The 12,991-nt window shown below is 29.5% G+C and carries 9 protein-coding genes; 3 read left to right on the forward strand and 6 right to left on the reverse strand.

What is annotated here, in order from left to right; all coding sequences use genetic code 11:
- Nucleotides 1-427: 427 nt before the first annotated feature.
- The 4 genes from B0A78_RS10265 to B0A78_RS10280 form a co-directional block, all read right to left on the reverse strand.
- Entirely contained in the window at nt 428-2,062 is a 1,635-nt protein-coding gene (locus B0A78_RS10265) for an amidohydrolase (protein WP_041253407.1), read from the reverse strand.
- Nucleotides 2,063-2,092: 30 nt separating this feature from the next.
- The gene (locus B0A78_RS10270) at nt 2,093-2,542 is read right to left on the reverse strand and encodes a hypothetical protein (RefSeq protein ID WP_014165413.1); all 450 of its coding nucleotides are present in this window, start codon (nt 2,540-2,542) and stop codon (nt 2,093-2,095) included.
- Nucleotides 2,543-2,635: 93 nt separating this feature from the next.
- Nucleotides 2,636-4,408: a TonB-dependent receptor gene (locus tag B0A78_RS10275; RefSeq protein WP_097609655.1), complete on the reverse strand. Its 1,773-nt coding sequence runs from the start codon at nt 4,406-4,408 to the stop codon at nt 2,636-2,638.
- Nucleotides 4,409-4,533: 125 nt separating this feature from the next.
- Nucleotides 4,534-7,545, reverse strand: coding sequence for a tetratricopeptide repeat protein (locus B0A78_RS10280; protein WP_014165415.1), 3,012 nt, complete (start codon nt 7,543-7,545; stop codon nt 4,534-4,536).
- A 347-nt stretch (nt 7,546-7,892) separates the two neighbouring features.
- On the opposite strand from B0A78_RS10280, the gene B0A78_RS10285 reads away from it, so the two are divergent.
- From B0A78_RS10285 to B0A78_RS10295, 3 genes are all read left to right on the forward strand, one after another.
- Entirely contained in the window at nt 7,893-8,846 is a 954-nt protein-coding gene (locus B0A78_RS10285; protein WP_097609656.1) for a zinc metalloprotease, read from the forward strand.
- A gap of 84 nt (nt 8,847-8,930) precedes the next feature.
- The gene (locus tag B0A78_RS10290; RefSeq protein WP_065213463.1) at nt 8,931-10,019 is read left to right on the forward strand and encodes an AI-2E family transporter; all 1,089 of its coding nucleotides are present in this window, start codon (nt 8,931-8,933) and stop codon (nt 10,017-10,019) included.
- Nucleotides 10,019-11,197 (forward strand): THUMP-like domain-containing protein, encoded by a 1,179-nt coding sequence (locus B0A78_RS10295; RefSeq protein WP_014165418.1) that lies wholly within the window; start codon nt 10,019-10,021, stop codon nt 11,195-11,197. The genes B0A78_RS10290 and B0A78_RS10295 overlap by 1 nt, the downstream gene beginning before the upstream one ends.
- 184 nt (nt 11,198-11,381) lie before the next feature.
- On the opposite strand, the gene ddpX is transcribed toward B0A78_RS10295, so the two are convergent.
- Nucleotides 11,382-12,008 (reverse strand): D-alanyl-D-alanine dipeptidase, encoded by a 627-nt coding sequence (gene ddpX, locus B0A78_RS10300; RefSeq protein WP_065213462.1) that lies wholly within the window; start codon nt 12,006-12,008, stop codon nt 11,382-11,384.
- Nucleotides 12,009-12,171: 163 nt separating this feature from the next.
- Nucleotides 12,172-12,459, reverse strand: coding sequence for a hypothetical protein (locus B0A78_RS10305; RefSeq protein ID WP_014165420.1), 288 nt, complete (start codon nt 12,457-12,459; stop codon nt 12,172-12,174).
- Nucleotides 12,460-12,991: the final 532 nt, after the last annotated feature.

The following is a 12,991-nucleotide window of genomic DNA, read 5'->3' on the forward strand; positions in this document are numbered from 1 at the left end:
ATACTACTAAATATCAGTATTTTACTACAAAACACCCTTTTCAAGAAATAAATACATCAATAATCATACCATCTTTACAAAACAAAGAATCTTATATCTATTAAGTTTGAGTAGATTTATTTATTTTTATTCAAAAAAATATTTCAATTAGAATGACTTTTATTTATTATATTTCCTTTGCTTTTTAATATTAAATTTATAAAATAACAAATATGAAAACCAATTGATCTATGGTTTATATAAATAAAGAACGTTTAAAAAGAGAATGTGACATAATACTTTTTTAGGTTAACCCTAAATCATTGATTGGAATTGAAGTAAACCGGCACACCAATCTACTTCAATCTATCTTATGTAAATTCAAGCAGATATTCAAATCAAAAAGTTTTACTTTGATTGATTAAAATTACCTTTTTCGGAGTTTATATTATTTTACTTGTTCTCCTTTTATAAATGTATTAATGGGTTTTACATAAGGAATCGCATCTATATCCTCTGTCATCAAATCATTATCATAAATAACAAAATCGGCCCACTTCCCTACCTCTAAACTTCCTTTTTCGTTTTCTTCAAAATTAGAATAGGCGGACCATATAGTCATTCCTTTTATTGTTTCTTCTCTAGATAAAGCGTTTTCTGGTTGAAACCCTCCTTCTGGATAGTTTTTTAAATCTTTACGAGCCACCGAAGCGTAAAAGGTCAGCATAGGATTTACTTCTTCTATAGGAAAATCAGTTCCTAAAGCTATTATTCCTGCCTTGTTTAGCATTTTTTTATAAGCATAAGATTGTTTAATTCGTTCTTTACCTACTCGTTGTTCTGCCCAATACATATCCGATGTAGCATGTGTGGGTTGAACGGAGGGTATAATATTAGAGGAAAAAGCATCAAAATCTTGCTCTCTCATTACTTGTGCATGTTCTATCTTCCATCTTCTATTGGGTTTGTCTTTTAAAACCTCTTTATAAATAGTTAACAAAACGGTATTGGTAGAATCCCCTATAGCATGAGAATTCATTTGAAATTCAGAGTTTGCTATTTGTTTTGCTATTTTTCGAACATCAGCTACAGATGACAATAACGCACCATAATGATTAGAACGGTCGTTATAAGGCTGGTGCAAGCAAGCACCGCGAGAACCTAGAGCGCCATCTCCCATAAATTTAAAGGATCGTACATTCAACCAATCTGTTTTATAGGGGCCTAATTGTGTATATAAATCTACATTCTCTTGGCTGGCACTCACCATGGCATAAATATTAATTTTTAATTCTTTGTTTTGCTGTAATGAGTCTATCAAGTGAATGGTTTCCTTTTCTAAACCTGCTTCATTAATGGTTGTTAAACCGTATTGAAACATTACTTTTTGAGCATCTTTGAGTGCTTGTACTTGATTTTTTGTTGTTGTTTTTGGAATAATATTATAAACCAATTCCATTGGATTATCAATCAAAATACCTGTTAGTTCTCCCTTTTTTATTTGAATTTCTCCACCTGACACTTTTGTTTCTGTTGTAATTTTTGCTAATTCTAGGGCTTTACTATTGGCCAGAAGAGCATGACCATCAATTCTAGTTAAAACTATAGGTATGGTAGGAAATAATCTATCCAATTCTTCTTTTGTTGGAAATTCTTTGAGTTCCCAATCATTTTGGTCCCAACCACGTCCTGTTATGAAAGTAAGATTTTTTTCTTTTTGAAATGCAATTATTCGATCTAAAACTTCTTGGTAACTTTTAGTTCCTCGCAAGTCTACTTTTTGAAGATTTAATCCAAAACTATAAAAATGAGCGTGTGCATCATACAGTCCTGGGAAAATATATTTTCCTTGTGCATTAAGTATTTTTGTTGATTGATATTTTTTTAGAATATCTACTGACTTTCCTATAGCTATAATTTTACCTCTTTTTACGGCAAATGCCTCCGCTTTTGAAAATTTTTTATCAACAGTATAAACTGTGGCGTTAGTAAGGATCATATCTGCTTTTTGTTTTTGAGCTAAAGAGCTAAAACTAGTCAAAAGGAAAAGACTTAATAATGTTAAAGATAAAATGGATTTCATTGTGATCTTTTTTTCTTTGTACATATAATACTAATGAACTTCTAAAATTTGATATAAGGTACCATTTAAATCAAATTGATGGGCTACTGATTGTCCTATTAACTTTTCTGCTAAAGGGGAATTGGGGGAGATTCCAAAAACAACCTGATCGTTTAGTGTTAGTTTGGGTAAGGCACAACTGACAAAGACAGTTAGCTGATTTGTTTTTACAAGGCTTCCTAAACCAATATTTTTATGTTTTTGTGATGTGTCTATTTTTTCTAAAATAGCTTTATATTGAATTGCTTCGCGTAATTTAGTAGATAATTTTTCTTGTTCGAGGTGCATCATAGATAAAGCGGTTTCATGTTTATCTCCTGCAGATCCTTTGGCATCATTTGAAGCATCTTCGGCTAGATCTGTAATCATGTCTTGAAAAACATCTATTCTATCTTGAAGTATTTGAAGGTATTGGGTATGAATTTGTTGTTTTAGTGTCATTTTAACTTATATTTTTTAGGGGACAAAATAACGATAATTACAATAAAATATATTTGTTATCGAAGAACTTGGTTTATACCTTTAAAATTTCTTTTATAAATCAAACTTATAATTTGCTCCTCCCATTATTTGTATGCCTTGTACGGGATAATTTAACCATCTTTGATAATTTTGATTGGCTAGGTTATTGCCTTTTATAAAAAATGTCAAACGATCATTGTGTTTATAACCTAAATCGGCATTGATATCAAAATAAGCTTCTACATTTTGTACGGAATCGGGATAAGTAAAACGGGTAAGGTTTTTAAACTGGTCTTTGCGTTCACCTACATAAAATAATTGGGTTCCTGCATACCATTTTTCTGTGATCGTAAAATCTGTTAAAAAACCAACTTTTATAATTGGCAAATTCCACGCTTCTAATTGATGGGCTGTTTGATAGAAATTAAATGTTGTATTAATCCCTAATGCTATATCTTTATTTACATCGGCTTTTAGTTCTCCAAAAAAAGTACTATTTTTAAGATCGTCATATACTATATTAAATGAATTACCATAGCTATAATTTTCTGTAGGATTGGACAAATAAGGATTACTAACAATAAGAGCTTTATTCTTTACCGATTCATAAGTTGCTTTTAAATGATAAGAAACTCTATTAGCTAATTTTCCATTTAGCCCCACAAATAACGCGTATTGACGATCACTGGGTTGACAGTCTAAAGTAGGAGAAAAGAATTTATTTTGACTCACAAATTTTTGATAGGTTTGTTGTTCCAATCCTCCTTCTGCTCCAGCAGTTGCTACCATTAGATCACCCACAACTTTATAAGAGGCGTAAATTTTTGGGTAGAAATAAAAACCTGATTGAGTTCCTTGATCTATTCCTGAGTAATTATTTTTTAATCGAGCTAAATAGGTTAATTCAGCACCAAAATCTATAGATAAATCATCTTTTTTAAAAGTAACACTAGGATGTGCGCTAAAAATGAGTGAGGATTGTTGTATAGATAAATCTTTGCCTTGGTTGTTTTGATTTATTTGAAAGCTTTTATCAAAAAAGGTATTAACATAATCTAAGTTAAAGTTAAGTTTAAAATCTGTTTGATTTATATCAAAATTAAAACGCGGTGTTGCTATAAACCTATTTTCTTTTGAATTATAATCATCTGAAAATCCGATATAGCGCATATTTATTTTATTTAAAAAACTTTTAGCAACTATTAATTCAGCATCTGCTTTGAATGTATTATAAATATGTTGAGGTTTTATGAGATTAAAATGGGTCCAATTGAAGTTAGGATTCTTTAAAGGCAAACCATACCAATTGTATCCTTCTTTATTATAAGAGGCATCAACTTTTAATAGATTTTTATCAAATGTATAACTATAAAAACCACCTAATATAAGATCTGCATATCCATTATTAAGTGGTAGATCAGAAATTCCTCCTCCTGAGCCTTGGTATCGAACAGTTCCTCCTAAATATTGATTATCATCTATATCATGGGTAATGAAAAGCTCTGAGTAGAGGGTATTATAATTGCCATAAGCTGCTGATATATAATTAGCCCATAATTTCTCTTGTTTACTTTTTTCTATCAATACTGCTTTGCCTTTAGAAGGGACAAAAGTAGATGCTACAGGAAATGAAAAAATCTGATATTTAATGGTTTCTTTTGGAAAGGATTTTGTTTCATTTACAGGAGGCACTTCTTTTAGTTTAAAAGCATCTGAAATAGTGGGTGTGTATGGCTTTATTACATTTATTACTTCCGTACCTATTGTATCTTCTTTTTTTTGAGCGAATCCATTTTGAAAAAAAATTCCAAAAATAATTATTCTGTATATATTGATTTTATTCATCTGTTTGTTTTTTTAAAGGTAAATACCAGTATAGTATGGTTTACTCATTTTAAATTCATGGTAAAAACAATACTTTACTTTTTCTTTTGCTCATCTTTAATTCAGAATTATAGAATTTGTAACAACTATCGCTTTATAGATGAATTGGTTTTAGCTTCTTCTGTTTTTATTTTATTTAATTCCTCTTGAGCCTCATTGAGTACGTCTTCAAAATTGCTAAAATTTTTAATAACGCTTTCTAAAATATAGCTTGCTTGGTAACTATCTTTTAGCCCATAGAAATTCTTTGCCATAATTACTAAACTTTTAGCACCATAATATTTATATCCCGAATATTCTTTTGCTATTTTTTGTACGACTGCATTGGATAGTTCAAATTTACCTTCTTTGTTTTTGAAAAATGAATCATAATATAAAGCCTCCGCCATTAATTCGCCCTTAGCTGTTTTTTGAACGTTTTCATAAGCTTCTTTTGCTTTGTTTTCATCTCCTGTTTCTCTAGCAGAACGTGCTATAATAATCTGAGCATCCGTTTTAAGTTTTGCTTCTATTTTTAGATTTGCTCGTATTTTTTCTGCATAAGTTACCGCTTTATTGTAGTCTTTCTTTTGGTAATAAATCTTCATTAAATTAGCTTGTGCATAAATCTTATTCTGCGGAAAATCAGATTCGTTTTCCAAACGAGTTAAATACAAAATAGCTTGTTCTTCATTTTGTTTTTTTAAAAACAATTCTGACAAACGAGTAAGTGCTTGTTCTGTATATTCGTTTCTTGATTTTGACACTAAATATTCGTAATTAGAAGTAGAAAGATCTGCTAATCCTTTTTGATAATATAATTCTGCTAAATAGAAATGTGCTTTTACTATTTGAGTTCCATTAGGAAAAGTATTAATATAACTTTTTAAACTAAGTAGTAGTTGTTCTTTGTTTTCTTGTGCATATTGTTTTTCTATGGCTTCCCAAGCATCATGATCTAATTCAGCATTATTTATTTCTACAAAATCTAAAGTTTTTACCCAACTCGCATATTCTTGTACCTGTCCTCTGTCTATATAGATTAGTCTAGCCGTACGAACCGATTCGTTAGCTTCCTCTGTTTTAGGATAATCTTGTGCCACTTTTTTAAATTTCAACAAGGCTAAATCGTCTTTATCCTCATTATAAAATATAAGCCCTTGACGCAAAATAGCTTTTGCTGCATAACGCCCGTTTTTGTACTCGGCAACTAACTGGTCATACATTTTTATAGCATTAGCAGATTGCCCTGTTGTTGTATATGTATTTGCTAATTCATAAAGTGCGTCATCGCGGTATTGTGAGCTAGGAAATTTTTTAACAAAAGTATTCAGTTCTATTATTTTTCGATCATTTTTACCCGAAAAACCATACGAAATGGCTTTTTGATAACTTGCATAATCTGTATCGAATCCTTTTAAGTTTATGGCTTTATCGTAGGCTTCAATAGCTAGATTGTATTTAGAGGTTACGAAATAACAATCTGCTAGTCGTAAATACGCATCTATTAGTCGTGCTTTATCATCTTTGGGATTTTCTGTATATTTTTGAAAAAATTTTGATGCTTGTTCGTATTCTTTTAGTTTAAAATAAGTATAGGCTATATTATAATCTATATTTTTATTTTCGGTTGTTTCTTTTGATGCTGAAAAACCAACAAATTGTTTATAACTCAATAAAGCGTTCGAAAAATCATTTTGAGCAAACTCGCTCTCTGCTTTCCAAAAAATTGCACGGATGGTAATAATAGGATTCTCTTGTTCGTTTATCGCTTTTTTAAACAGATCTAAAGCAGCCGTATAGTTTCCTTCAACAGCTAGTTCTAGACCTCTATAAAAAGCTACTTTTTGGTAAACTGAACGATTTCCTAAGGTTTTATTTTTTTCAAGTAATACTAATGCTTCTTTATAATTATGAGAAGTTACAAAGGAAGTAACCAATAGATTTTCAATTTCAATTTTATGGAGTGTATTAGGATATTTTAGTAAAAAATTGGTTAAAATTTCTGGAGTTGTTTGATAAGAATTTCCTATATCGTAACTCAAACGTGCATAATTTAAATACGCGTCTTCTTGAATTTTTTTATCAAAAATCATTTCAGAAGCATTTTTAAAAGCATTCAACGCTTGTTGCTTTCTATCTGTTTTCAAATAACTTTCGCCTAAATGATAATACGCATTCTGAGCAACTAAGTCATTTCCTTCAATAATTTTATTAAAATAATTTATAGCTGCATCATAACTTTTCTTTTGGTAAAATGCATATCCTAACTGATAAAAATCAGTATTACTCCATTTTCCTTCTTTTCCTTGATATTCTTTTAAATAGGGAATACTTTTATCATATTCTTTTAAATTAAAATAACTTTCACCTATAATTTTATTGAGTTCCGATTTTTCTTCTGGAGTTGACTGAGCCATTGCTTTAATTCCTAAATCAACCGCTTTTTCAAAAACACCTGATTTAAAGGCCATATCAGCCTGAAAATACGAAAGTTTTTCGTTGTATTTATCCTCTTTACCCACTTGGTCAAAATATCTGTTTGCTTCTTCATACTGATCTCCTTCATAGGCTAAAAATCCTAGGTAATATTTAGCTTTTGAACTGTATTCTCTAGAATGGATCACTCGATTAAAATAGTGTTTTGCTGATTTTTTATCATGGGTTGTAAAAAATGTGTAACCGCGATAGAAATAATATTTTTCTAGTTCATCCTGTGTTAAAGCAGATTCATCTACTTTTTCAAAATATTCTAAAGCGTAGGCATACCTACCGTTTTCAAAAAAATAAGTTGCTAGTTCCGTATAGGCTGAATTCATTTTAGCACTTGTAGGGTATTCTCTTATAAATTGCAACATCCGTTCATCTGCACTTTCTTGTTTTAACCGCAAGGAAGCAACTGCGCTATAAAAAGCACAATCTGATGCTATTTCAAATTCAAGATTTTTTTGTGCTCTATCAAAAATATACTGAGCAGCCAGATAGTTCTTATTTTTAAAAAGATTAATTCCTTTTTGATAGGAACTAAGCGGGTTGGTATAAATTTCAGATTGTTGACAAAACACATACGAACTTTCTAAAAAAAGAACGAGAAATATAAAAAAAGGTAATTGACGCATAGAATATCTTTTGTAATTCAAATTTAGTACTTTCTACTAAATATAATTTAAAAACGCCTATGTTATGCGTTTATTATTCAATAAATACATTCTTAACAATGGTTAACAAGAAACCTTTGCTTTGTTCATTCTTTTAAAATAAAATTTAATCACAACAATGAAACAAAAAAAGAAATAAATAAAATTTAATAGTCAAAAATATACAAAAACACAAATTACATTAAACTTATTTTTTTTTCAAAATAAATACATTTTTATCAAAATTAATTTGCTTTTTAAAAAAATACCATTAATTTAGCAACGAATTAAAAAATTTATTATTAATCAAACCAAACAAAAAACAAATTATGAAAAAATTATTATTATCAGCTTCTGCTGCTTTAATGATGTTTTCTTGCCAAAAAGAAGACAGTATCACTAACAATCCAGTTGACGCTTCTGCTCACAGAGGATGTGCTTCTCACACAGTCTTAGAAAGACAAATGCAAGAAGACCCAGGACTAGCATCTAGAATGAGTGCTATTGAAAAACAAACTTCTGAAATCATTAAATCAGGAAGATTAGTAAATGGGATCATTGAAATACCAGTTGTTTTTAACGTGTTATACAGAACTACAACAGAAAATATTTCATTAACTCAATTACAATCTCAAATTGATGTTTTAAACCAAGACTTTTCGGCAACTAATACAGATTACAACACAACAAACAATCCTTATGCAAGCGTAAGAAGCGGAAGCTTGGGAATCCGTTTTGTATTAGATCAAGTAATAAGAAAATCAACTACAAAAACATCTTGGGGAACAGCTGATGCTATGAAAAAATCAACTCAAGGTGGGATCAACCCTACTTCTCCTACAACTAAATTAAATATTTGGGTTTGTACAATTGGAGGAGGAATCTTAGGATATGCTCAGTTCCCTGGAGGTTCTTCAGCTACCGATGGTGTAGTTTTAGATTCTAAATATACAGGAAATACAGGAACAGCAACTTACCCATTCAACTTAGGACGCACAGCTACTCATGAGGTAGGTCACTGGATTAATTTACGTCATATCTGGGGAGATGCTACTTGTGGATCTGACTTAGTAGCTGATACTCCAGTTCACAACGCTCCAAATTCAGGTGTTCCTGCTGTAGGTCATAGATCTACTTGTACAGGTACTCCACTTGAAATGTACATGAACTACATGGACTACACAGATGACAGAGGAATGTGTATGTTCTCTCAAGGACAAAAATCAAGAGCTTTAGCTGTATTTGCTTCTGGAGGAGCAAGAAACTCTTTTGCTCAACCATAAGAAATTCAAATTTTAATACGATTAAAATCCTGAGGTTGTTTCTCAGGATTTTTTTTATATATTCGTTTCAAAAAGATAGAAAACATGGAAAGCAAAACTATTGCCAATGGAATTATAAGAGCCGTCATTACTTTAGTTGCTATAACTATTTCACTCTATTTTCTTTACAAAATAAAAACAGTTATTATTTACCTAGTAATTTCATTATTACTATCCATGATCGGGTCCCCTATCGTTAATTTTTTTAGAAAAAGATTAAAATTTAAAAATACCTTAGCTGTACTAGCAACTCTTTTCCTTTTTGGAATTATCATATCAGGTTTTTTCCTAATGTTTATCCCATTAATAAACAGTCAAGCCACCCATATTTCATTACTAGACAGCAAAACATTATCTATACAAGTAGAACACTTAATCATTCAATTAGAATCGTTCTTAAATACCAAAGGTTTTAAAGCAGATCAAATACTTAATAAAAGTAACCTAACAAAGTATCTTAACTTTCATTTTTTGAGTGAATTTCTTAATACTTTCATCAATGCAATCAGTAATTTCGGAATGGGGGTTGCTTCTTGTTTTTTTATTACTTTTTTCTTTTTAAAAGAAAGAGCCATTTTCCTACGTTTATTCAGAAACATCTTACCTGATGAGCATGAAGAAAAAATAATAGCATCTATTGAAAAAATAGATTTTTTATTATTAAAATACTTTAGTGGCATATTGCTACAACTTTTAATTGTATTTATCCTTTATTTTTTGGTCTTATTCTTTTTTCATGTAGAAAATTCTTTTATTATAGCATTCATTTGCGCTGTTTTAAACATCATCCCTTATATAGGGCCTCTCATAGCTAGTATTTTAGCTGTTACCCTAGCTTTACTTGGCAGTTTTAATGGCAGCATTAATGCCGAAATGCTATATCACGCCTTATACATTTTAATAGGTTTTTTCATTGTTCAGTTTATTGACAATAATTTTAGTCAACCTATTATTTTTTCAAATAGTACAAACTCACATCCTTTGGAAATATTTTTAGCAATCTTAATTTTTGGATTTCTATTTGGAATTACAGGAATGATCATTGCTGTCCCATCATATACCATACTGAAAGTAATTGGAAAAGAATTTTTTCCTAATAATAAATTCATCCATTCTCTTACAAAAAAATTATAATGAATTTTGATTTATTAGCTCCTAAAGTACAAGAATTTATAGAAAATTCGCTAATGCTAAATTTCACAAAAGTAGCGTTAATGAAAAACCCTTTTCCTGAAATCCCTTGGAACGAAATTCTAAATCAAATAGCCTCTAAAGCTAAAGCAAAAGAAAAGCTCCCTACGTGGTATTATCAAAAAAATATTGTATTTCCGAATAAATTATCTATAGAACAAACTTCATCAGAAATTACAGCTCAATACAAGTCTTCACTTATTAGCGGCAAGACGCTTATTGATCTTACAGGAGGGTTTGGTGTGGATGATTATTACTTTTCTAAAAATTTTAATCACTTAATTCATTGCGAAATTAAAACTGATTTACACGAAATCACTAAACATAATTTCAACAATCTTCAAGCTAGTAATATTGATTGTTATCTTGGCAATAGTCATGACACTTTAGAAAAACTGAATCAACATTTTGACTGGATTTACATAGACCCCTCTAGAAGAAATGATGCAAAAGGAAAAGTTTTTTTGCTAAAAGACTGCCTACCGAATGTTCCTTTTTATTTAGATTTTTATTTTAAATTCACAAAACACATACTCATAAAAACGGCTCCAATTCTAGACCTATCAGCAGGTTTATCTGAATTACGAAATGTAAAAGAAATTCATATTGTAGCCTTACAAAATGAGGTAAAGGAACTTCTTTGGATCGTTGAAAAAGGATATAGCGATCCTGTTTTAATAAAGACCATTAATATTACTAAGGAAGAAAATGAAATTGTAGAGTTTATATGGGGAAAAGAGCCTTTTAATTGTGAGTACTCTAAGGTCCAAAGTTTTTTATATGAACCTAATAGCGCTATCATGAAATCAGGAGCATTTGATCATATTTGTCATTTATTTCCTGTTAACAAATTACATTCTTTTTCGCATTTGTATACAAATAATGAGCGAATTAAGTTTCCTGGTAGACGGTTTAAAGTAATTAAAAACATCCCGTACACTAAAATAGAAATTAAAAAATATTTAGAAGGCAAAAAAGCTAATATTACAACTCGTAATTTTCCAGAAACGGTTGAAACAATTCGAAAAAAATGGAAGATAAAGGAAGGAGGTAATTTGTATACTTTTTTTACAACTGATTTAGATAACAATAAAATTATTTTACTTTGTGAAAAAATTTAGAAACGAAAATTAAATCCAGATTATGCGTTGGACTTTGTGATGAAAAGAAAAAGGGCAAAGAAAATTAAAATAAACGATTTTTTATCGAAGCTATCGCGTTACTATATCAAGGACAAAAAAGGAATATTTTTTTAGATTCAAAGTTATTTTTATCTGTAATAAATTTCTAATGTATCCTCTGCCTTTAATTGCATTTCCAACTAAAATTAGATAATGGATAGTGTCTCGCGCCTTCTAAACTATAATGCCACCATTCTGATTCTAAAGATTCAAAGTGGTACTTTTTCATTACTTCTTTTAACCACTTTCTATTTTTTAGCACTTCTTTAGATAGATTGGTATAAGTATGTGATGATTCCTTTCCAAAATAATCAAATACAGTTCCCATATCTACTTCTTTTCCCGTTTTATCTACTAGGGTTAAATCTACTGCTCCCCCTCTATTATGGATAGATCCTCTTTCTGGATTTGCTACATAATTAGGATTGGAAACTATTTGCCACATTTTTTTTTGTATACTCAAAGGACGATAGCAGTCAAATAGTTTTATATGGTATCCTTTTTTTCTAAATTCTTTATTTGCTTTTATTAATTGCATTACTGTTTTATATCGTAGATAACAAGCATCACAATCATATACTTTATTTTTTAAAAAGTTGTCTTTTGTAGCATACTTCATATCCAAAACTAAATCCTCTGAATACTCATTTATATTAACAAAAGAGGTATCCTGTACAATCAATTTCTTATTATTCTGAGAAAAATGGTTTATTGTAAAGAAAATTGTTAATAGAAGAATTTTTTTTTTCATCCGTTTGAATTTTGTTTTTCAGTGGCAACTATAGCGTCAAATTTCAGTAATAGATATTACGTACTCAGGTTACTAATTTATGGCGATTTCATGAATATAAAACATTTAAAACTTAAGATTTTACAATTGCATATCTATTGATTAAAAGCTTGTCTATTCTAAATTATTTTCCTTCTTTTTGATCTTGATAGTATTCATAAAACCATGTAATTATAAAGGATGGAATAAAATCTAAACCAGGGGTTATTTCTTCTATAAAAGTTAAAATCCCCGCAATTTTGCCCACTGTTCCTTTATACAATAAGCTCATTACAAATCCAGCAAAAGGAGCCCAAAAAAAATCTATAAACTCACCTGCTCCAGGAAATAAGTAACTAAAATACCCTATAAGATCCATTATGATACTTATAATTAATTTTCCTGTGGTTGCTTGTTTGTTTTTTTGTATCACTTGTTTTTTAATTATATATTAGGATAAAACATAAATAATTAATATTAACTTTTCTTTTTGATCCTTTTGTTTTACTCTTAAGTTCTTTTTTTAAAATACGGATACAATCTTTCGTTTTTTACTTTTTACAGATTTTATTTTTGTATTTACATTTTTCACTCAGAATGCTAAACAAAAAATAGTATCATCAAATATAAAAATATTAATTTTTTATGCTCTTTATAAATAATGAGTACCGTCTTTTAGTTTTAGCCTTGGGGCTTTCTAAAACAGGTTAATTTGTTTGTGTTTTATCTAAATTACAAAATGATAAAACTACGAAATTATTCCGTTTTTAATACGATGGTCTTTTATTAAAATGAATTTATCATTTATTTTCTGTATTTTCCTTGTTAGCTCAAAAGAATTGGTTTTAGCTTTTATCCCCCTTTTATTCTAAAGTGATTCTTTCAAAGTTGCATGAAGGTTATTCTTTTGCATAGACTGTAAAAGTTTGTACTATCAGTTGAAAAAATCTTTATCTATTATCTAT

This window comes from Flavobacterium columnare NBRC 100251 = ATCC 23463 (assembly GCF_002530675.1).
GTDB lineage: Bacteria > Bacteroidota > Bacteroidia > Flavobacteriales > Flavobacteriaceae > Flavobacterium > Flavobacterium columnare.

Bases quoted from the DNA above. Each gene is read 5' to 3' on its own strand.
- ddpX (WP_065213462.1), bottom strand. From the start codon at position 12,008: ATGAAAAAAAAAATTCTTCTATTAACAATTTTCTTTACAATAAACCAT.
- B0A78_RS10290 (WP_065213463.1), top strand. From the start codon at position 8,931: ATGGAAAGCAAAACTATTGCCAATGGAATTATAAGAGCCGTCATTACT.
- B0A78_RS10280 (WP_014165415.1), bottom strand. From the start codon at position 7,545: ATGCGTCAATTACCTTTTTTTATATTTCTCGTTCTTTTTTTAGAAAGT.
- B0A78_RS10265 (WP_041253407.1), bottom strand. From the start codon at position 2,062: ATGAAATCCATTTTATCTTTAACATTATTAAGTCTTTTCCTTTTGACT.
- B0A78_RS10275 (WP_097609655.1), bottom strand. From the start codon at position 4,408: ATGAATAAAATCAATATATACAGAATAATTATTTTTGGAATTTTTTTT.
- B0A78_RS10285 (WP_097609656.1), top strand. From the start codon at position 7,893: ATGAAAAAATTATTATTATCAGCTTCTGCTGCTTTAATGATGTTTTCT.
- B0A78_RS10295 (WP_014165418.1), top strand. From the start codon at position 10,019: ATGAATTTTGATTTATTAGCTCCTAAAGTACAAGAATTTATAGAAAAT.
- B0A78_RS10270 (WP_014165413.1), bottom strand. From the start codon at position 2,542: ATGACACTAAAACAACAAATTCATACCCAATACCTTCAAATACTTCAA.